A 20,985-nucleotide genomic window follows, 5' to 3' on the forward strand; every position below is an offset into this window, starting at 1 on the left:
AGTGGCAGACGGCGAAGGGAATCAAACGCCGCCTGCTGCTTCATCGACACCTCTGGTCGAACTGCAGGGACTTTCGGTGAAGTTCGGAAGCCGCCAGATCCTGAATGGCCTGACCACTTCGCTCCGGGGACGCGCGATCGGGCTGCTGGGTCCAAATGGCGCGGGCAAATCTACACTGATCAATACTCTCCTCGGTTTCTACAAAGCGTCTGCTGGTTCCGCGCGAGTATTCGGCTACGACATCAGGACCGAAACAGCAAAAATCCGCAGCCTGGTTGGATACATGCCGGAGAACGACGCGTTCATTTCGAAAATGAGTGCGGTATCGTTCGTCCAGATGATGGGAGAACTCTCGGGTCTGCCCGCGCCTGTGGCGCTGGAACGCGCCCACGAGGCTTTGTTCTATGTTGGCCTTGCCGAAGCGCGTTACCGCGAGGTGGGGACCTACTCGCTGGGCATGAAGCAACTGGCGAAGTTGGCCCAGGCGATCGTGCACGGACCAAAGTTGTTGATCCTCGATGAGCCCACGAACGGCCTTGATCCTTCGGCGCGGCAGCGCATGATCCGCATGATCCGCGAAATTCGAGACGGCCAAGAACTGCGCATTATTTTGTGTTCCCACCTGCTGCGCGATGTCGAGGATACCTGCGACGAGGTGCTGATCCTGAAACAGGGGCGCATCGCCCACTACTCGGATCTCAACGTAGAGCGCCAGTCCAACAAGCGTTTCCTGGAACTGGAGATTTACGGCGCCAATGGTGACTTCACTGCCGCGATCGAAAAGCTCGGGTGCGAGTGCGCGGTGACGTCCAATCGCATGAAGATGATTCTGGCGGATGGCGTGGAGACTCGCGACATCTACCGGCTGGCGGCGGAACGCCAGGTGCGCATCCGGCGGCTCAATTGCCGGCGCGACACGCTTGAGGATATTTTCCTCAAGGCCATGGAGAATTAATGGCGGTCTATCGACGCACTTACACAGCGTACACGGGATCGCTCACTCCAGCATGGTCGCGATTTCTCGTCTTCTTCCGGTATTCCCGGCGAAGCCTGTTTCGGTCGAAATTTCAAACCGGATTGTTTGTGGCTTGTTTCTTCTTCCCGACCGTGTGTCTGCTCTCGATTTATCTTGCTCATAACCTGAGCTTTCTTGAAAAGCTAGGCGCAGCGAGCCAGTTGATTGCGATCGACAACAAATTCTTCTTCTACTTCATGAATGTGCAGGGTGTGCTGGCGTTCCTGGTGACCGCATTCGCCGGGCCGGGCCTGATTTCGCCGGACCTCGCCAATGGCGCACTGCCGCTGTACTTCTGCCGCCCATTTTCCCGCGCGGAGTATGTGCTCGGAAAATCCTCGGTGCTGGCGATCCTGCTTTCACAAATCACGTGGATACCGGGACTGATTTTGTTCGCAGTGCAGGGGAGTCTCGCCGGCGCCGGCTGGACCTGGAGTCACTTGTGGATTGCGGGCAGCCTGATTCTTTCTTCACTCATCTGGATTGCGATTCTGTCTCTCCTGGCGATGGCCCTCTCGGCGTGGGTGAAGTGGAGGATTGTCGCCGGCGCTCTGCTGCTGGCATTCCTGTTTTTCGGGGCGGGCTTCGCGCAGGCGATCAACGCAGTGATGCGGACCAATGCGGGCCATTTTTTCAATGTAGCGTACTTGATGGGAACGGTTTGGAAGTCTCTGTTCCAGGTGGATAACGGAACCGAATTCTCGGTGGCGCAGGCGTGGATTGCGTTGCTCATCTACTGTGCAGTGTGCCTCGGCTTGCTGATGCGCAAAGTGCGCGCCTACGAGGTAGTCCGATGAGCACCGCTCAAGTGCACGATCGCATCGTTTTCGAAGATGTGTCGAAGTTCTATGGGGAGATCCTGGGAGTGAATCGCGTGAATCTCTCGATTCCACCTGGTATCACGAGCCTGGTAGGTCCGAACGGATCTGGCAAGACCACGCTGATGAACCTCATGACGGGGCTGGTGCGACCGTCCCGCGGGCAGATTCGAGTTCTAGGACTGGACACGGACGATCCCGAGAACCTATTTAAGGTTGTGGGTTATAGCACGCAATTCGACGCCTTTCCCAAGGGGCTGACAGGATTTCAGTTTGTGTACTCTTACTTGCGCCTGGCAGGCAGAGATACGCGCAGCGCGGAAGAGCTTGCCTGGCGAGCCATTGAGCGTGTGAACCTGGTTGACGCAGCAGCGCGCAACGTCGCTGCCTACAGCAAGGGAATGCGGCAGCGAATTCGGTTAGCGCAGGCTCTGTCACACGAACCGAGGGTGCTGGTGCTGGATGAACCGCTGAACGGACTGGACCCGCTGGCTCGATCGGAGATGATCGCGTTGTTCCGGGCATCGGCGGCGGACGGCTGCTATGTGATCATCTCCAGCCACATTCTGCACGAAGTCGATGTCATTTCGGACCAGGTCATCCTCTTGAGCAACGGCTACGTGGTCGCGGAGGGCCAGATTCACAGCGTACGCAACGAGATTCAGGAACATCCGACGCAGATCTTGATCCGTTGCAATCGGCCGCGCGAACTAGCCGCCAAAATGATGGAGAGCCAGCACACGATTGAGATTGCCATCCATAAAGACGAGCGCGGTCTGCTGCTGAAAACGCGAGATGCTGACCAGTTTTATCTGGCGCTGAATGAGATCGCATTGAACGGGATCGAGATCGAATCCGTTGCCCCGGCTGATGACGATGTGCTTTCCGTCTACGAGTACCTGATCGGAAACGAAGAGGTCGTCCGATGACGAATCTCTGGTTAGCGCAAATCAGGGCAGTGATCCGTCTGGAGTTGAGGAAAACGTTTTTTGCACGACGCGGCCTCTGGATCTATGTGCTTGCGGCCCTCCCGATTCTGCTCTTCGTGGCATACGCCGTCGGCACTTCCAGCCAGCAAAATGCAAGTGCCCGGGTCGCGCGGCAGGGTGAAAAAACGCTGACCTATCAGGAATTGCTGGCAATTAAGTCCGGCATGGCAAAGCAGGAGGTGATGGCAATCCTCGGGAGACCGCCGATCAAGTTTCAGTGGAAGGAACCGCGCGAGACAGATGCCGGCAAACCTGGCGACGTTCTACGCGAGAGCTACCACTACTCTGACGGGCAGAACGATCTGTTCCTGGAACTGGCGGATGGGAAGGTTGAGGGCATCAGCGTTCGCGAGGGGAACGATCCGGGGCAGGACGCGGTGATGTACGCGGGAGTTTTTCAGTTCTTCTTCCTGCGGCTCGCAGTGTTCTTTGGTTGCCTGGGAATATTCATGAACCTGTTCCGCGGCGAGATCCTCGACCGAAGCCTTCATTTCTATTTTCTCGCTCCGATGCGCCGCGACGTCCTGATGGTGGGGAAGTTTCTCGCCGGACTTCTGGCCACCTGTGCGATCTTTGTGACGAGCGAGATCCTGCAGACGATTGCATTCCTCTGGCACTTTCCGCCGAACGTGCGCGACCTTTACCTGTACCACAATCATGGACTTGAGCATGCGGCAGCGTATCTTGGAGTGACCGTGCTGGCATGCATCGGCTATGGAGCTTTTTTTCTGGTTGCAGGAATGCTGTTCAGGAATCCAATCCTGCCGGCGGCGGCGATCTTGATCTGGGAAGGGATCAATCCATTTTTGCCATCATTGCTCAAGCAGTTCAGCGTCATCTATTACCTCAAATCGCTTTGCCCGGTGGAGATTCCCACTCCGCCCGGAATGCCCCCCCTGCTGGCGCTGCTGATCTCGAACTCCGATCTTGTATCCGCGCCCGTCGCGGTGTTAGGTGTGGTGGGCGTGGCATTATTGGCGCTCTATGTTTCGAGTCGTCAGGTCAGGCGCATGGAAATCAATTACACGACGGAATAGTTCCGCGCCTGCCTTCCTATTCGAATGGATACGAACCCCCTGCCGATAGCCCTCGACTTCAAACTCCCATGCCGAAGTCATGGAAAATATCGATGCGCCGAATCGCTTCTGGCAAGCCACGGAGAATGATGTGGAGGCGATCGGCTAGAAACAGCCGATCAGCCGTGCTCTGATCCCGCGAATCACAACTACTTCGTCCTCTTCTGCTGACCGCATTACTTAAAGGAGATCGATGTTGTCTGTCGCATTCCTTCCTAACTTGCACTAACTCCCTCCGACGTGCTGAGAGTAGTCGCAATTCCTTATCGACCTCATAACTTTATTTTCTCAACTGAAAAAACGATGAGCGTCACAAAAACTATGCGTTGGACTGCGCAGTTGCAGGTCGGTACTGTCGGCGTGCTGGCAACGGACGCGCTCGGTCGTTCGATGCATGCACCAGGGGAGAAAGCGGCAACCATATGAGAGGTCGCTCCTGTACAGGGGCTGTAATCGCGATCGTGAGTCTATTGCTGTCTGCGGGCTATGCGCAGGACCAGGCCAGCACGGCGGCACCAACAAATGAGGCAATCCTGAAACACATGGAAGAACTCGAACAGCAGGTCAAGGAACTGCGCGCTGAAGTGACTACGCTCAAGAGTTCCGACAAGCCGGTGGTTACTGCCGCCGAGGTTCCCCAAAATGGTCTGGTCAGCAGCACGCCCGCCGCCGCGCCACCGGCTACGCCTGCACCTTCTCTGGCAGGTCTGCTCGGCCCCACCTCCGTGAGCGGCTTCGTAGATATCTACTACGGCCAGAACTTTAACAATCCCTCGGGGCGCACCAATGGATTGCGTTTCTTCGACGGAGCTACGAACCAGTTCGGACTAAATCTGGTGGAACTAGTCGTGGACAAGGCGCCCGACGTCTCGAACAGCCGCACCGGCTACCACCTCGCTTTTGGATTCGGACAAGCGATGAATGCCGTCAACGGCTCTGAACCACAGGCTGGACTGGGCTTCGACCAGTACTTGAAGGAAGCCTACTTCTCTTATCTCGCGCCGGTCGGTAAGGGGTTGCAAATCGATGTCGGGAAGTTTGTTACTCCTCATGGCGCCGAGGTGATTGAGACGAAGGATAATTGGAATTACTCCCGCGGCATTTTGTTCTCGTACGCCATTCCGTACTACCACTTCGGAGCGCGGGCGAAATACTCGTTCAACGACAAATACTCGCTGACCGGATTTTTCGTCAACGGCTGGAACAACGTGGTCGATAACAACACCGGAAAAACCTACGGCATGAGTTTTGCCTGGAATCCGAACAGGAAGTTCGGAGTCGTCCAGAACTACATGGCGGGCCCCGAGCAAAACAGCATCAACACCAGCTGGCGGCAGCTGAGCGACACCGTCGTCACCTATTCACCGAATAGCAGGCTGTCGTTCGTGGTCAACGGCGACTACGGACGCGGCGACAGGATCGACGAGGGCGAAGGTGGACTCTCGAATCCCGTCTACTGGACCGGCGTCGCTGGATATGTGAAGTACGCATTCACGAGCAGCTCGGCGTTCGTCGCCCGCTACGAGTATTACGACGACCACGACGGCTTTACGACCGGAACGGCGCAGCATTTCAACGAGTTCACGACGACCCTGGAACGGGTGGTGGCGCACCACATCATCAGCCGGTTTGAATTTCGTCGCGACATGTCGAATCGGCCTGCCTTCCTGAAAGGTGAGAACCCAGTCACTGCGCAAAATACGCTGACTGCTGGGTTGGTATTCACCTTTGACAGCCGAGAGGGCAAATAGAGAATGCGCACTGCACGAACAAGACATTATGACTTTGGACAGCCGGTGAAACTGCCGTCCGTTCAATGGGGATCGGCGGCTTGGGTTCAATCCCAGTCCCCTGGTGCTAGCACCCTCGCCGCCCCCCACGAGTTCCTCGCGCCGTTCGCCGGACATCAGGGAATTGTCTGCCGGCATCGGAGATCCCGATGAACAGCATGCGCGTGGCATGGAGTGTCGCATTAGCGCTCGCAGCTGGTGCCAGCCTTTTCGCAGGACTCACGGAACTGGACACGGGGCCACTGTCCGCGGTCCTGATCATCCTCGGTGCAATGGGGATCCTGATGTTTGCGGCAGGCGGATTGCCTGGAGCACCGGTAAGAGTTAGCGAGTATCCCAAGCTTTGTAAATCGACTTACACACTGCGGAGGCGATTTAGCTTCCCCGACAAGGAGAACACGAATGTCAGGCCGAACACTCAACGCTAGCAGACTTTCAATGTCAGAAAAGTTTGTTCGTCTCCGCACTCGCCTGAAAGACAGCGAGTGGCGCAGATACGGAAAACTCCTACTCGCCGGCAAGGCTCTGGGTGTGATTGCCGTGCTCCTCATCATCACGGTCACCTCTGGACTGTTCTTCACCGTTGTGCGAGCCGCAGATGCCGAAGTGAAGGCGGCTGACGTCATCAATCCACTCAACACGGTTTGGACGCTCATTGCGGCCTTTCTCGTATTCGGCATGCAGGTTGGATTCACCATGCTGGAGGCCGGCTTCTGCCGATCCCGCGAGACCGTCAACGTACTGATGGAGTGCATTGTTGACACATGCCTGTGCGGCCTGCTGTTCTTCGCATTCGGCTTCGCCTTCATGTTCAGCCATGGCAACGGCTTCATCGGATATCACTGGTTCTTCCTCCGTGACGCGCCTGCCACGTATGAAGCCAGCGGCGTCGCGTTTCTCGCCTTCTGGCTATTCCAGTTTGCTTTCGCCGACACCTGCTCGACCATCACCTCTGGCGCCATGATTGGCCGCACCGGCTTCGTCGGCGATTTGCTCTACAGCGTTGCCGTCTCTGGCTTCATCTATCCAATCGTCGGGCACTGGGCGTGGGGACCAGACGGCTTCCTCGCACTCATGGGCAGTGAGGGGCACTTCCTGCCCGGCCTTGGGACTAGTTTCCACGATTTCGCGGGATCGACCGTCGTCCATACGATCGGTGGATTCATTGCGTTGGCCGGAGCGATCGTGCTCGGTCCGCGTCTCGGTCGGAAGTTCAAGCGCGACGGCGGTGGTCCCATGCTGCCTCACGATTTGACGATTGCGGCGTCTGGCGGACTGCTTCTGTGGTTCGGTTGGTATGGCTTCAACCCTGGCAGCACGCTTTCCGCCATGGACTTTGAAGGTATTGGACGCGTAGCGGCGAACACTACACTCGCGGCTTGCGCTGCCGGGTTAACCGCCATGGCTTATGCGTACACCATGGCCAAGAAGTGGGACGTCAGTTTCACCGTCAACGGATTCCTGGCAGGATTGGTTGCGATTACCTGTCCTTGCTATTGGGTAAGTCCAACAGGAGCGATCCTGCTCGGCGGCGTCGCGGGAGTAGTCGTGGTCGCTGGCGTCGAACTGTTGGAGTGGCTGCGCATCGATGACCCCATCGGCGCGGTGCCGGTTCACGGCATCTGCGGCATCTGGGGAACAGTGTCCCTGGGACTGTTCGCATGCGGCAAGTATGGAGCCACCGGGCCCCTTGCGCCCGACAACTCCGCACCGCTCACGGGACTCTTCTACGGCGGCGGCTTTCGCTTGCTGGAAGCACAGGCGATCGGCAGCCTGATCGTTACGGCAACAACATTCTCGGTCGCGTTGGCCGTGATGTACGCCGTGAACGCCACCGGAACGCTCCGCGTGTCGGCGGAAGGCGAACTCTACGGGCTGGACTTGCACGAGCACGGCATCCCGGCGTATCCGGAGTACGTGATTTCAGCACTGGGCTCGCCTGCCGGAGTGACGCACATGCAAGCGGAACCGGAGCGCGCAGTGGCGACTGCTCCGCGTGTCATTCTCGACAAGGCGGTATCGTAAGCCCGCGAATGAGTCCCACCGGATCCCGGAGCAGATGCTCCGGGGCTGGTGGCCATCTTCTTATGCCATGGAGGCAAGCATGATCAAAATTGAAGCAATCATTCAGCCCAATCGATTCGAGACCGTAAAGGAAGCCCTGATGGAAATTGGTGTCGAGGGCATGACAGTCTCCGAGGTTCGCGGGCACGGCCGACAAAAAGGCCACACCGAGAAGTACCGTGGACGTGAATATGATGTCGATCTTTTGCCAAAAATCAAGATCGAACTCGTCCTCGAAGACAAACTGGCGGACGGCGCGGTCGACGCCATAATCCAGAACGCTTCCACCGGGAAGATCGGCGACGGCAAGATCTTTCTGTCGAAAGTGGACGAAGTGATCCGCATCCGCAATCAGGAACGCGGTGTGGCGGCGTTGTAGTGCCAGTGTCTTATGGGGAGCGGGGACGCTCCAGGTCGCGCGTCCTCGCATTTTTGCAACTCTTGAGGCCAGGTCACGGAAGCAGGCAATTCATTCGGCCGGTCCGTAATAGCCCTTCCGCGCGTAGATCCGGACTTTACTTTCAGGCGGCGGCCCCATGAAATGAATTTTCACCTTCCGCCACTTGCCATCTCGACTTCGATTGCTCGGGTAATAACCAAGCACGTATTGATTGCGCAGTTCCAGGCTGATTTGATTGACGGAGCGGGAGAGGTCCGTCGAGTCGTGTACCGAAAAAACTCGCCCTCCCGTGATCGATGTGACCTCATCAAGTTGGAGGGGACCGACTCTTTCCTCGTGCCGGGTTGCATATCGGTTGAATATGCCGATGGCATACACCTGCACATCGGCTTCTTTCAGCAGCGCTTTCAACTCCGACTCGCTATGCCGGCTGTGATTGTCACCACCGTCGGATATCACCACCATTGCTTTTCTCTGATGATGTGCTTTCTTCAGTTCCTCGATGCCCAGGACCATGCCATCCCAGAGCGCGGTTGCTCCGTTCGGTTCGAGTGGTCCCGTGACCCGCCGGATGTCATCGGTGGAATCGCCAAACTGCAACGCGATGCGAGGCGTGTCACCCACTACGATCATCCCGAAATCATCGAGTGGATTGGACGTATCGACAAGATCAGCAAAAGCGTTTCGGGCTTTCTGGATATTCCCGGCCATACTCCCGCTCGCATCCAGAACCACTACCCACGATATCGGTTCGTCGACGCTGGAAACGTATTTGATGACTTGAGGATGCTTGTCGTCTATGACCGCAAAATTCGACGCGGCCAGTCCGGTGATTGCGCGATCAGCGTGATCGAGTACGGTGACGTTGACCATCACGAGGTCGACGTCGGCCCGGAGGGCGTGCTCTTTGGGAAGCCGGGCAGTGGAGTCGGAACTCGGAAGGACGTGTGCTTCATTGATTCCGATTTGTCCAACCACACAAATGGGGACAGCGAGTAGCGCAACCGAGAAAAACAGAAAACGTTGCAGGGTGCTGCGGATAGAGATTTTGAATGGATGGAAAATGTCCGGTTGACGTGCAATTGAGGACGACATGGCCCCTACATTGACCATCAGACTCTTCTGGGCATAATCGTACTCCAGAATAACGCTATACCTATGCGATAGGCACGTCACGACTCAAGATGCTCACCAGCAGGGAATCGGTACTGTAGGAGATACGCCGGTGCGTCGGAGTCTTTACCCTGGGCTGCCGAGAGGAGGTGAAGGTTGTCAATCCCTTCAGTGCTCCTCTCGGCGGCAGGTTTTGCTACGCTGCCGTTTCAGCCGCCTCCGGCAACAGGTCTTCCATCGCAGATTCCTTTTTTGACTCCGCGACGTGCGTCCGAGCTACGAGTACATAGATCGACGGCACCACGAACAGCGTGAATAGAGTCCCGATGATCATGCCGCTGACCAGCATGATACCGATGCTATTTCTCGCTCCGGCTCCCGGGCCCTTCGCGAGGACGAGCGGGAAGTGACCGATCACCGTGGCGGCTGTTGTCATCAGAATCGGCCTTAGCCTGGTGCTGGCCGCTTCAATGACTGCCGACAGCTTGCTTAGACCGGTCTCCTGCAGGTGATTGGCAAACTCCACAATCAGGATGCCATTCTTCGACACCAATCCCACCAGCGTGATCAGGCCGACCTGACTGTAAATATTGAGCGTGGTGAGTCCCAGGAAAGAGAACATCAACGCACCAGAAATTGCGAGAGGCACGGAGCCAACCAGAATGATGAACGGATCGCGGAAGCTCTCGAATTGTGCGGCCAGAACGAGATAGATCAGCACGGCGGATAACAGGAACGTTCCGAGGAACTTGCTGCCTTCCACACGAAGCTGGCGTGACTCGCCTGCGTAATCAACCGTGAAACCTTGTGGCAGGATCGTCTTGGCTTCCGATTCCAGGAATCCTAGCGCCTTGTCGAGAGGTACGTTCGGCGGGATCACGCCTTGAATGGTCACGGCGTTGAGTTGCTGAAATTTCTTCAGTTCTCTTGGTTCGGTAGTGGTCTTAACCGTAGCGAACGTGGACAGCGGTACGAGCTTGTCCGCGGATCCCTTGACGTAGATCTTCGAGAGCTGATCCGGAGTCAGGCGTTCCGCGCGCTTGATCTGCGGGATCACCTTGTAGCTCCGGCCCTGAATGCTGAACCGGTTTACGTAGTCGCCACCCAGCATGGTCGATAGATCCTGCCCTGCCTGGGTCAGGTCGACTCCCTGCGATCGGAGCTTGTCGCGATCAAAGACGACCTCGGCCTGGGGCTGGTCGAACTTCAAGTCGGCGTCGGCAAAAATAAACAGGCCACTGGCGAACGCTTTTTGCACGAGCTGTTTCGCAAAGGCGTCGAGCTGTCTTGGTTCCATCGCCGAAGTAATCACGAATTCAACCGGGTAGTTTCCACCGCCGGGTAGCGGAGGCGGCGTCAGGGGGATCACCCGTATCCCGGGAATTTTCGACAACGGCCCAACGGACTGTACCAGCAGTTGTTGCGCAGTCTTGGTGCGCTGGCTCCACGGCTTAGTGACCATGCCGCCGAACCCGCCGGTCGGAGATGTGATCTGGAAAACACTCGCGCTTTCAGGGAACGAGTGGTACACGTCATAGACCTGCTGCGTGAACAAGTTCGTCTGATCGATCGTCGAGTTTGCGGATCCCTGGATCACTCCGAAAACTACACCTTGGTCTTCAGCAGGCGCCAACTCGCGCTGCGAGAACATGTAGAAGGGAACGATCAGCACAACCACAATCGCCCAAACCACGAGAACGACGGGGCGATATTGCAGTGTTCCAGCGAGAGTTCGGGAATAGGCATTGCGTACTATCTCGAAGTGGCGATTGATCATGCCCGCGAAGCCACGGTTGTTGTCGCCGGCTCGGAGCAGCTTGGACCCCATCATGGGTGACAAAGTCAGGGCGACGATGCCCGACACAATCACCGCTCCCGCCAGCGTGAACGCGAACTCCCGGAAGAGAGCTCCCGTCAGGCCGCCCTGAATTCCGACTGGTGCGTATACCGCCGCCAGCGTAATGGTCATCGCAATAATCGGTCCAACTAATTCGCGGGCCGCATCTTTGGCCGCTTGTATCGACGTCTTGCCCATCTGCAGATGGCGCTCGACGTTTTCGACGATCACGATCGCGTCGTCGACAACCAACCCGACCGAGAGCACGATCGCTAGGAGCGTCAGCAGGTTGATGGTGAAGCCTGCCACCAGCATTAAGAAGACCGCGCCAATCAACGAAATCGGAATGGCGATCACCGGAATCAGAACCGACCGGAACGATCCGAGGAACAGGAAGATGACAACAACCACAATCAGTAACGTCTCAGTGAGAGTGCTGAGCACTTCGTCGATGGCGTCCTGAATGTAGGCAGTCGAATCGTAAGGAACGCCGACCTTCATGCCCGGAGGCAATTGCGCCTCGATCTCCGGCAATGTCGCTCGGACTTTCTTGATCACATCCAGCGAGTTTGCCGTGGGCAGGACCCAGACGCCCATGAACGTCGCGGTTTCTCCGTTGAAGCGAACGTCTTGCTCGTAATTCTGTGCGCCCAGGACGACGTCGGCAATTTCGCCGAGTCGGACGACGACTCCTTTGTCTTCCTTAACGACGAGTTGGCGGAACTCATCTGCCGTCCGCAGATCAGTGTTGGCGATAAGGTTCACCGACACCATCGATCCCTTTGTTTGACCGAGTGCAGACAGGTGGTTGTTTTTCGACAGCGCGTCGCGCACCGCAGAAGCGGAAATGCCGAGTGCTGCCATCTTGTCGGGCTTCAGCCAGATTCGCATCGCAAACGTGCGATCGCCGAGAATGTCGGCGCGCTGGACGCCGCTGACCGCGCTCAGCTTGGGCTGCACGACGCGCGTCAGATAGTCGGTAATCTGATTTTGGTCCAAACTTGCGGACGAAAAGCCGAGATACATCGCGGCAAACTGGTTATCCGCAGTTTGCAGGTCGATCACGGGCGCCTGCGACTCCGGCGGCAGATCATTGCGCACCTGCGCCAGCTTTGCCTGGATCTGCGTCAGCGCGGCGTTCGTGTCGTAGTTGAGCTTCAGATGCACGGTGATCGTGCTCAAGCTCTGCGCGCTCGACGACTCCATGTAGTCGATACCGTCGGCGCTCGCGATCACGCGCTCCAAGGGCGTCGTGATGAATCCGCGAACCAGGTCCGCGTTCGCGCCAACGTACACGGTCGTCACCTGCACCACGGCGATGTCGCTGCGCGGGTACTGACGAACGCTCAGCGAACGAATGGCCTGGAGCCCGGCAATCACGATCACCAGGTTTACGACAATCGCCAGGACCGGCCGCTTAACAAAAAGATCGGTGAACTTCATTTAGCTGTCCTCAGGCTTGGGAGCCGGATTGTTTCCAGGTTGAACCTTGTTGTTGACCAGAACGGCAGCGCCATTGCGAAGCTTGAACACGCCCGAGGTCACCACTTCGTCTCCGGCCTTGATGCCCGAAATGACTGCGACCTGATCGCCGCGGGATGCCCCGACTTTCACGAACTGCTGACGCACGCCGCGGTAGGTCTGACCTTTTGGATCTTTCAAGTCGGTGATGACATAAACCGAGTCGCCGTAGGGCGCATAGCTGATCGCGGAGGTCGGTAACGCAATCACCGGTTGCGGCGCGCCCAACGCCACTTCTATTTGGACGAACATTCCCGGTTTCAGCTTGCCGTCAGGATTCGAAAGCGTAGCCTGCACCTGGATGTTGCGGGTTGTTTCGTCGACCACCGAATCCACTGCAGTGACACGGCCAAGGAACGCCTGACCGGCAATATCTTCGGTCGTGACACGCAGAGTGCGTCCCGCCCGAATCTGGCTGGCGGATTGTTGCGGAACGCCGAAGTTTACATAAATTGGATTCAGCGATTGCAGAGGAACAATTGCCCCGCCACCAGCGAGATACTGGCCAAGATTCACCTTGCGAATGCCGAGAACGCCTGAGAAAGGTGCGCGGATCGTCTTGCGCGCGATCGTGGCGCGGATTTCCGCTACGTTGGCGATCGTCGATTTTTGCTGTGCGGTTGCCTGGTCATACTCCATTCGCGAGATGACGCCGGCCTTTACCAGACCGTCCATTCTGTCGTAATTGACTTTCGCCAGTTCGCGCTGCGCCTCGAGAGAAGCGAGCTGCGCGTGTTCCTGACGTGTGTCCAATTCGACCAGCACATCTCCCTGGTGAACGGCCTGGCCGGATTCGAACGTGATTTTGTCGACGATTCCCGGGAGATCAGCACTAACCGTGACCCCGTGGACGGCTTCGACAGTACCGATCATGCTCAAAGATCCAGCCCATTGCTCCTGGCTGGCAACCAGGCTTGTTACAGCGGTCGGGGGCGGTTGAAAGGAGGAGCCAGCTGCGATCGCTGTCTGAACTTGCTTGAATTTGACGAAGCCAAGGGCTGTGATCAGAACCAACATCACCGCCACCGTCAGGATCATTCTTCTTGCCATAATTACCTCTTGAGATCGACTGCGAGAATTACTGTCATCTACCTACTCGTCGAATAGACATCCATCAAATCGACAAAGACCCAATATCTTCTTGAGTTGTAACAATCGCTTTTTTGCGCCCGTCTGCGGATATCTGAATCAAGCCGTCTGCGCCAACAAGCGTGGTGCTGTGAGGAGGTCGACTGCAACAGGAGTAGCCCCATGCTCCTGGTTGCCGCCAAACGACGCCATTTTCAAAAGTGCATGCGCTCGCGCCCGCACAATGTCCCGCCGGGAACATCGCAGTAGCGTTTTGCAGTCCTGGTCGGAGTGCCGCTCCAGCACAGACATAACAAACACAAACCTCTCGAATACAGTCAGCTGGAACACTCCACTGAGGAGTGAGGGAGAGCTAGATGCCTCCGGTCCGTTTTCCGGGGAACTCGGCGCTACTGGGACATTTTGTTGCTGGTTCGGTTGAATCAGCCGGATCGCATTCTGGACAATCGCACGGCGCGCCCAGGACGCGGCCCATTCCTTAAATATCCGATTCGCGCCCGCGCAATCCTCCAGGCCGGAAACAAAGCATTGTTCGGCGATAGTCGGATTGGCCGTAAGCAAAAAGGACAACTGGTATAGCCCGCTCATCTGTGTATTGAAGATCCGGCAAAAATCGCTCCCTATCGCGTAGGGTGTCGCCGAAACTCTGGAGGATTGCAACGCCAGTGTCATCATGCCTCCCTTGGGAATTGGTGCTTTCACTCGACCGGTTGCTTCGCTTTGACTGCAAAATGCCCGCGACACTTGTGGGACAGCTGTTTCAATACGTACCGGGTGAGCACTCCGCAACAAGAGAACTTCGCACCTTCTCTCATCAACTTCAGGAGTTCATCCTCTCCCTCGCGCCCGATCACGGTCGCATTCGTCAGATCGATGACGAGTTTGCGTCCGTCAAGATGCGCATTCGCGTCCCGCCATGTCCGGCTCAGTTCGCCGACCCATGGTTGAATGAGTTTCCCCTCCACGAGCAACCGGCGCTCGGAAGGTTTATTGATGGTTGAGATTTTCAGCATTGCGCGAGAACACTTCGACAGTTGCAATACGCGGGCCACGTTGACAGAGATTTAAGTGGACGTAAGCGAATGAAAAATCAGGGGATCGTGCGCTGTTGATTGGCAAGTGTCGAAAAGTGTCGACCGACAGTGTCGAACTAGCCCTACCCGCGGATTAGAGTTGTGTTGGCACGCACTACGACAGGCGACGGGGATCGATCTCTAATTTCTTCATCCGTGAGATCAGAGTTGTGCGCTTGAGGCCAAGGAGAGCCGCCGCGCCATCCGGTCCGCCTACTCGCCCTCGAACCGTTCTCAGGACCTGCAGAATCTGGTCTCGCTCACTGGTATCGTAAGTTCCCGTTGCCGGAGCGTCTTTGCTGCCGTTCGTCAGTTCGCTGACAGGGACCTGGAGGGCAGAACCGTGCGTCAGAATCACGGACCGCTCGATGAAGTTCTCCAACTCTCGAATGTTGCCGGGCCAGTGCCAGCTCGACAATTTCTTCATCGCTGCAGCGGGCACGGACTCGATTTGTTTTTCCATGCGGCGTCCGTACTTCTGCGCGAAGTAGCGCACGAGCAATGGAATATCTTCCGGGCGTTCACGCAAGGGCGGGATTCGAATGGGAAACACATTCAGCCGGTAATATAAATCGCTGCGGAATTCACGGTCTTCAATCATCTTGCCCAGATCGCGATTGGTCGCGGCCACCAGCCTGATGTCCACTTTCTTTGTTTTCGTACTGCCCAGCCGTTCAAACTCGCGTTCCTGCAAAGCGCGCAGCAGCTTCGGTTGAATCTCAAGTGGAATGTCTCCCACCTCATCAAGGAACAGTGTCCCCTGATCCGCCAGCTCCAGGCGGCCGACCTTCTGCGAGATTGCCCCGGTGAATGCGCCGCGTTCATGTCCGAACAGTTCGCTCTCGAGCAGGCCGGTGGGGATCGCAGCGCAATTGAGCTTTACAAAGGTCCTTTGTTTGCGGCGGCTGCGATCGTGGATCGCTCGCGCGATCAATTCTTTGCCGGTACCAGTCTCACCCAGCAACAACACCGTCGAATCGCTGGGAGCTACAGTTTCTACCAATTGAAGAACGTGGCGAAGGGCGGAACTCTGGCCGACAATTCCTTCAAAATCCAATTCACCGCGAATTTCTTCCTCAAGGTAAAGCTTCTCCTGCGCCAGCCTGTTTTTCAGATCGGCGATTTCGCTGTAGGCGAGAGCATTGTCGACTCCGATCGCCACCTGGTTCGCTACCTGCGTCAGGAAAGAGACTTCTTCCGCATCGAATGTATTCTCGTCCCGCCGCGCCACCGCGAGAATGCCTAATAATCGTCCCTTGCTGATGAGAGGTACGTCGCAGAAGGAATTCAATCCTTCCCCGACTGCCTTGCGATACATCTCAGGAGGGATCTCGGCGGGATCGAGCCGGTTCACGACGATCGGCGTTCCAGTGCGAAACGCGCTGCCCGGCATCGTTCCTTCGACAGGAATGACGGCGCCTTCAGCGAATATTCCCCGGCTCTCAGGGAAATCCAGGGCATGGACTTTTAAATTTTTGCCCTCCGCATCGGCCAGCATGACTGCAGCCGCTTCGCATCGCATGACCTGTCGCACGCTCGACGAAGTGGTATGCAGAAACTCATCGAACTCCAGGTTCGATACCACCTGATTATTGAGATCGAGAATCAGTTTCAGTTGATCTTTTACGCGCTGCGAAACGCAGAAATTCATCGCAGCATCGATGGCGAGGCCGATCTGATCCGCTACCAGCGACAGGAAGCGAACTTCTTCTTCGTCGTAGGCGTTGGGGTAAGACCTGCCGAACGTCAACACGCCCAGGAAACGGTCTCCCCGCTTCAACGGCAATGCACAGGTCGACGCAATGCCGAGCTCGTTCAGGAGATGTCGGTGTTTTTGAAATCGCGTTTCACGACTCCAGTCATCCGTCACCAATGGAAGTCCTGAGTCCCGCACGAACTCCATCGGACTATCGGCTATGGAAACGGCAGGATCGTGAGGGTTGTCGATTCTCTTGCCGCCTACTTCACACAGAAACCAGAGCGGCTTTTTGGTGCCTTCATCAAAGGCAACGGAATGTAAATACTCAAAGGGGGTAACGTCGCGCAATTGAGCGGTGAGCGTATCCAGAGCGTCGTCGCAATTACTGTTCGCAATCACACTTGCGGCGCGCAGTAACGCCAGGTAGCGCTCTTCTTCAACCTGCGGGTATAGCTCTGCTTTCCCCGACATCAATGCTGGTCACTCCCGTGACTTCGTGAACCGACGTGCGCGCCCGTATTGCGGGCGAATTTGAAAAGTCCACTGATCTCTAATCAGATGCACTGATCTTGAGGAACGCTTCTTAAAGTGTCGAAAAAGTCGACATTAGTCGAAAGCGCTCCGACGAACCCGACAGACCGGACCGAATCCATGCCCGGATCCATCTGAAACCTGCTGAAATCCATGGTTTTGCGGGGTCTCCACGCTTTGGCTCGGCTGGTGCAAATACCAAGGAAAAGTGAGTTGGCTGAGCCCATCTGCAACACGGCGAGGCGGGCGCATGACGATTTGTCCAAAAGGAGAAGTTAACAATGCGGAAAGCAGTAAGAGCACTGACAATTGGGATTACGGTTCTGGTTCTGGCAATGAGCGCACTCGCTCAGGAATCCCGCTCCGAAATCAGTTTGCAGGGAACTGGCCTCTTTACAAAAGACTCGACCGGACAGGGAACGACTCAGCGCGCGACCGACGCCGGTGGGTTCTTGGTCGGTTATCGATATCACATTAACCGCTGGCTTGCCGGCGAGGGCGTTTACGGGTACGGACGCAACACGCAGGAGTTCTTTTCGGCCGCGGGACTTTCCCGGATCCAGTCGAACGTCCATCAGGCTACCGGAGGCTTCGTAGTAAACGTGCCGGCGCCGGCAAGGTTCCGAATCCATCCTTATGTGCTGGCGGAAGGTGGAGCCTTGGTGTTTGATCCGACAAACAACGCATTCGGATCAGTCGCTGGCGCGCAGAAGCAAACTGTCGGTGTCTTCTCCTACGGTGGCGGAGCGGACTTCCCACTCGTAAAGCACGTTTCTTTGCGGGCAGAATATCGCGGTTTGGTATACCACGCCCCCGACTTCGGAATCAGCGCGCTGAATACCGACAAGATTACTCATGCGGTTCAGCCTTCGGCTGGAATCGTGTTTCACTTCTGATTTGAACATGCAGTAGAGAGTGCCTTGTTTCCAGGGGGTGCGCTCAACCGGCGCACCCCTTTTTTTGCCCGATCGGTGAGCAACGAGACTGCGTGGCCGGCTAACCACACCCGTGGTCATTGGGCCACAACTTGGTCTGATCGATCGCCAGAGGCCCGTCGCTAACTCATTCAGGAAATTAGTGCTTGCCTTTCCAGCCGGGGTGGCCTGTCCCGTGCCTTTCACCATGGCGAAGCCCTTTTGCGGTGGAGGCAATATGTCAGGATTGGTTGCGAACTGGTTTAGGAATGCATTGTGTCCACGTTTTATTCTGGCGCTCGTTGCGCTCGCCGGACTCCTCTGTGCGCCGGCATCTGCTGGACAAGGGGAGAAAGCCCTCCCGCAGGTCGGGGAAGGGACCCTTCTCTGTCGATCTCCGCTCTCGGGGCGCTATGAAACCGTCCCGCTCCTACACACGGATGTCGCCGTCGATGTGCGCGGTCTGGTTGCCGCGGCGACAGTCACCCAGCAATACGCCAACTCCAGCGCTCAGCCCATAGAAGCCATCTACGTATTTCCTCTTCCGCATGACGCAGCAGTCTACGACATGGAAATCAGGATCGGAGACCGCCTGATCCGCAGCTCGATTCGCGAACGCGAGGAAGCCAAACACGTGTATGAGGCCGCGAAGTCTGAAGGGAAGCACGCTGCTTTGATGGAACAGGAGCGTCCGAATATCTTCACCATGTCGGTCGCAAACATCATGCCGGGCGACCGCATCGATGTCCGTCTGCGCTATGTGGAGCCGCTGCGCTGGGAAGACGGGCGGCTGCGGCTAGTCGTTCCATCGGTCGTGGGTCCACGCTACATTCCAGGAACACAGGCCGCGGGCCACGCCGGAACGGGTTGGGCCGCCGATACCAACGACGTCGCCGATGCTTCGCGAATTACGCCACCGGTTCGCAATCCAGACAGCCGGTCCGGTCACGACATTTCCCTGACCGTTGATCTGGACACCGGCTTCGATACCGGGTCGATCAAGAGCATTTCGCATGTGGTGAATGTGCGCCACTTGGAGGATGGCCGGCAACGCGTCGAACTCGCTACGGGAGCCACTCTTCCGAATAAGGATTTCGTGCTCGAAGTGCAGGAGGCTGAGAGTAAGACACCCAAAACGGCTCTCTTCTTATCTCCTGCCAGCGACTCCGGCGAAACTCATTTTCTGTTAGCCGCACTGCCTCCGACGGTGCAGTCCAGCGAGCGCATGCCGGTGGAAATGCTCTACATGATCGACGTGTCAGGATCGATGGCGGGTACTTCGATCGAGCAGGCTCGCGGAGCCTTGCTGCAGGCTCTCGACCGTCTGCGGCCGAGCGATCGTTTCGGAATCCTCGAGTTCAGCAGTGGCTATCACGAATTTGCGCCAGAACCTTTACAGGCCACCTCAGAAAACCTGGATGCGGCGCGCAATTACGTGCGGCACCTCGAAGCCAATGGCGGCACCGAAATGCTTCCCGCCTTGCTTCACTTGATGAAGAAACCTCAGATTCCCGGCTACCTGCGCCACATCATCCTTTTGACTGATGGCGATCTTGGCAACGAAGAGCAGATATTCTCCGCGCTCCGCTCTGATCTCGGCGACGCAAGGCTGTACACGGTTGCCATTGGTAGCGCTCCAAATTTCTTCCTGGCTACCAAGATGGCACAATTTGGACGCGGAACGTTTACTCACATTGCCGACATCAATGAGATCCGCGAACAGATGGCCCGCCTTTTCGAGAGCATCGAGAGTCCAGTCTTGACCGACGTGAAGTTGACTTTCACTGGAGTCGAAGTAGACCAAGTCTATCCAGAGCGTATTCCAGATCTGTTCCTGCACCAGCCGCTTCTCATCTTCGGGCGTATCTCCAAAGGCAGCACGGGTACTGTGCATCTGACCGGCCGTGCAGGGAATCAACCGTACGAAACGAGCATTGCGTTCGATGCGTCGAAAGCCACGTTCCATCCGGGTATCACGACTTTGTGGGCGCGGCAGCGGGTTGAAGACTTGATGGACCACTGGCGGCACTCGGATGAGAAAGGACAGTCCGAGATTCGTTCCAGCGTGATTGCTCATGCGATCCGCTACCGGCTTGTCACGCGCTTCACTTCGCTGGTCGCGGTCGAGGAAGTAGTCGTCAATACCAGTGGCCAATCCAACAAGTCTCCAGTGCCGACGGAGTTGCCGGCTGGCTGGCAAATGGAGAAAGTGTTCGGTGCTCCAGCAACCGGAACTGCCGACGATTTTCTTCAAACTCTCGGACTCGCACTTCTGTTCGCCGGACTGTTGTCATCACTTGTGCTACGCCGAGTGAGAGTAGGAGCGTTGTCGTGAAGGCCCTACGCTTGGCATGCGCACTCGCACTCATCGTGGGAACATCTCTCACAGCTCGCGCACTGTACATGCATGCGAAGGCAGAGCTCGCGGGGATTCTGATTCGTAGAGCGTGGGACGAGAGCCTGGTATCGGGTGAGCATCGAGCGCCCTGGCCATGGGCGGACACTCATCCGATTGCGCGGCTGCGAATCCCGCGGTTGGGTTACGACGAAATTGTTCTGGAGGGCGCGACTCCACGAACGTTGGCCTTTGGTCCAGCCCGTCTGTTCAGCGGCGCTGCACTCGGCGAACCGGGAAACCTGCTGCTGGCAGGTCACCGCACCAGTTGGTTCCGGTCGCTCGAACGCATCTCGCAGGGAGACTCCATTCAAGTCGGTTGGTTTGATTCGCGGGAAAGAAAATTGCGAGAGCGGGACTATACCGTCACTCTAATTCGAGTGGTGGATCCACAGGATGTAACTTTGCTGGCGCCGACCTCGGAAGATGAGTTGACGCTCGTCACTTGCTACCCTTTTGGCAGTAGTCCGACTTCTCCGCAGCGCTTCATCGTCCGCGCGACGCCCGCCGGAAGCAGTTGGCTCGCACGGAGTTCAGGTTCGCAGAGCGACAATTTCTAATTGAAATATATTATTGACCTTCCCATTCGTGCATGTCGTCGCACCCTCATTGTGACATTTTGGTGTCTAACGCACAGCCTGATGTGACCCTGGTCACCGAT

17 protein-coding genes are annotated in these 20,985 nt (G+C 56.8%); 11 read left to right on the plus strand and 6 right to left on the minus strand.

From position 1 onward, the window contains the following. Position 1 precedes the first annotated feature (1 nt). From HY010_09000 to HY010_09035, 8 genes are all read left to right on the plus strand, one after another. Complete coding sequence (locus tag HY010_09000) at positions 2-955, plus strand: ABC transporter ATP-binding protein (GenBank protein ID MBI3475857.1); 954 nt, start codon at positions 2-4, stop codon at positions 953-955. Beyond that, positions 955-1,812 (plus strand): ABC transporter permease, encoded by an 858-nt coding sequence (locus HY010_09005; protein ID MBI3475858.1) that lies wholly within the window; start codon positions 955-957, stop codon positions 1,810-1,812. Before HY010_09000 ends, HY010_09005 begins: the two co-directional genes overlap by 1 nt. Then, a complete protein-coding gene (locus tag HY010_09010) occupies positions 1,809-2,762 on the plus strand; it encodes an ABC transporter ATP-binding protein (GenBank protein ID MBI3475859.1) in 954 nt (317 codons plus the stop codon). Before HY010_09005 ends, HY010_09010 begins: the two co-directional genes overlap by 4 nt. Then, positions 2,759-3,859 carry an ABC transporter permease gene (locus HY010_09015; GenBank protein MBI3475860.1) on the plus strand — a complete coding sequence of 367 codons (1,101 nt, stop codon included), beginning with the start codon at positions 2,759-2,761 and terminating at the stop codon, positions 3,857-3,859. The genes HY010_09010 and HY010_09015 overlap by 4 nt, the downstream gene beginning before the upstream one ends. A gap of 461 nt (positions 3,860-4,320) precedes the next feature. Further along, positions 4,321-5,649 (plus strand): outer membrane beta-barrel protein, encoded by a 1,329-nt coding sequence (locus HY010_09020; protein MBI3475861.1) that lies wholly within the window; start codon positions 4,321-4,323, stop codon positions 5,647-5,649. A gap of 188 nt (positions 5,650-5,837) precedes the next feature. Beyond that, positions 5,838-6,116: a hypothetical protein gene (locus HY010_09025; protein ID MBI3475862.1), complete on the plus strand. Its 279-nt coding sequence runs from the start codon at positions 5,838-5,840 to the stop codon at positions 6,114-6,116. Next, positions 6,091-7,713 carry an ammonium transporter gene (locus HY010_09030; GenBank protein ID MBI3475863.1) on the plus strand — a complete coding sequence of 541 codons (1,623 nt, stop codon included), beginning with the start codon at positions 6,091-6,093 and terminating at the stop codon, positions 7,711-7,713. Before HY010_09025 ends, HY010_09030 begins: the two co-directional genes overlap by 26 nt. Positions 7,714-7,792: 79 nt before the next feature. Further along, a complete protein-coding gene (locus HY010_09035; protein MBI3475864.1) occupies positions 7,793-8,131 on the plus strand; it encodes a P-II family nitrogen regulator in 339 nt (112 codons plus the stop codon). A gap of 90 nt (positions 8,132-8,221) precedes the next feature. Here the strand turns inward: HY010_09035 and HY010_09040 are convergent, their stop codons facing one another. The 6 genes from HY010_09040 to HY010_09065 form a co-directional block, all read right to left on the minus strand. Next, positions 8,222-9,247: a VWA domain-containing protein gene (locus HY010_09040; GenBank protein MBI3475865.1), complete on the minus strand. Its 1,026-nt coding sequence runs from the start codon at positions 9,245-9,247 to the stop codon at positions 8,222-8,224. 214 nt (positions 9,248-9,461) lie between these two features. Next, positions 9,462-12,545 (minus strand): efflux RND transporter permease subunit, encoded by a 3,084-nt coding sequence (locus tag HY010_09045; GenBank protein ID MBI3475866.1) that lies wholly within the window; start codon positions 12,543-12,545, stop codon positions 9,462-9,464. Beyond that, positions 12,546-13,673, minus strand: a complete 1,128-nt coding sequence (locus tag HY010_09050) for an efflux RND transporter periplasmic adaptor subunit (protein MBI3475867.1) — start codon at positions 13,671-13,673, stop codon at positions 12,546-12,548. It lies immediately after the preceding gene. Positions 13,674-13,811: 138 nt separating this feature from the next. Then, positions 13,812-14,414, minus strand: coding sequence for a hypothetical protein (locus tag HY010_09055; GenBank protein ID MBI3475868.1), 603 nt, complete (start codon positions 14,412-14,414; stop codon positions 13,812-13,814). Then, positions 14,411-14,725: a hypothetical protein gene (locus HY010_09060; protein MBI3475869.1), complete on the minus strand. Its 315-nt coding sequence runs from the start codon at positions 14,723-14,725 to the stop codon at positions 14,411-14,413. The genes HY010_09055 and HY010_09060 overlap by 4 nt, the downstream gene beginning before the upstream one ends. A gap of 175 nt (positions 14,726-14,900) precedes the next feature. Then, positions 14,901-16,955 (minus strand): sigma 54-interacting transcriptional regulator, encoded by a 2,055-nt coding sequence (locus tag HY010_09065; protein MBI3475870.1) that lies wholly within the window; start codon positions 16,953-16,955, stop codon positions 14,901-14,903. A 341-nt stretch (positions 16,956-17,296) separates the two neighbouring features. Here HY010_09065 and HY010_09070 point away from each other — a divergent pair, with 341 nt between their 5' ends. The 3 genes from HY010_09070 to HY010_09080 all read left to right on the plus strand — a co-directional run bounded on the left by HY010_09070 (position 17,297) and on the right by HY010_09080 (position 20,884). After that, entirely contained in the window at positions 17,297-17,911 is a 615-nt protein-coding gene (locus tag HY010_09070) for a porin family protein (GenBank protein ID MBI3475871.1), read from the plus strand. Between the two features lie 256 nt (positions 17,912-18,167). Continuing rightward, entirely contained in the window at positions 18,168-20,264 is a 2,097-nt protein-coding gene (locus HY010_09075) for a marine proteobacterial sortase target protein (GenBank protein ID MBI3475872.1), read from the plus strand. Next, on the plus strand, positions 20,261-20,884 hold the full coding sequence (locus tag HY010_09080) for a class GN sortase (GenBank protein MBI3475873.1): 624 nt from the start codon (positions 20,261-20,263) through the stop codon (positions 20,882-20,884). The genes HY010_09075 and HY010_09080 overlap by 4 nt, the downstream gene beginning before the upstream one ends. Positions 20,885-20,985: the final 101 nt, after the last annotated feature.

The organism is Acidobacteriota bacterium, assembly GCA_016196065.1.
In the GTDB taxonomy this organism is placed as follows: domain Bacteria; phylum Acidobacteriota; class Terriglobia; order Terriglobales; family Acidobacteriaceae; genus Acidiflorens.

Bases quoted from the DNA above. Each gene is read 5' to 3' on its own strand.
- HY010_09005 (MBI3475858.1), top strand. From the start codon at position 955: ATGGCGGTCTATCGACGCACTTACACAGCGTACACGGGATCGCTCACT.
- HY010_09010 (MBI3475859.1), top strand. From the start codon at position 1,809: ATGAGCACCGCTCAAGTGCACGATCGCATCGTTTTCGAAGATGTGTCG.
- HY010_09015 (MBI3475860.1), top strand. From the start codon at position 2,759: ATGACGAATCTCTGGTTAGCGCAAATCAGGGCAGTGATCCGTCTGGAG.
- HY010_09020 (MBI3475861.1), top strand. From the start codon at position 4,321: ATGAGAGGTCGCTCCTGTACAGGGGCTGTAATCGCGATCGTGAGTCTA.
- HY010_09025 (MBI3475862.1), top strand. From the start codon at position 5,838: ATGAACAGCATGCGCGTGGCATGGAGTGTCGCATTAGCGCTCGCAGCT.
- HY010_09030 (MBI3475863.1), top strand. From the start codon at position 6,091: ATGTCAGGCCGAACACTCAACGCTAGCAGACTTTCAATGTCAGAAAAG.
- HY010_09035 (MBI3475864.1), top strand. From the start codon at position 7,793: ATGATCAAAATTGAAGCAATCATTCAGCCCAATCGATTCGAGACCGTA.
- HY010_09040 (MBI3475865.1), bottom strand. From the start codon at position 9,247: ATGTCGTCCTCAATTGCACGTCAACCGGACATTTTCCATCCATTCAAA.
- HY010_09045 (MBI3475866.1), bottom strand. From the start codon at position 12,545: ATGAAGTTCACCGATCTTTTTGTTAAGCGGCCGGTCCTGGCGATTGTC.
- HY010_09050 (MBI3475867.1), bottom strand. From the start codon at position 13,673: ATGGCAAGAAGAATGATCCTGACGGTGGCGGTGATGTTGGTTCTGATC.
- HY010_09060 (MBI3475869.1), bottom strand. From the start codon at position 14,725: ATGCTGAAAATCTCAACCATCAATAAACCTTCCGAGCGCCGGTTGCTC.
- HY010_09065 (MBI3475870.1), bottom strand. From the start codon at position 16,955: ATGTCGGGGAAAGCAGAGCTATACCCGCAGGTTGAAGAAGAGCGCTAC.
- HY010_09070 (MBI3475871.1), top strand. From the start codon at position 17,297: ATGCGGAAAGCAGTAAGAGCACTGACAATTGGGATTACGGTTCTGGTT.
- HY010_09075 (MBI3475872.1), top strand. From the start codon at position 18,168: ATGTCAGGATTGGTTGCGAACTGGTTTAGGAATGCATTGTGTCCACGT.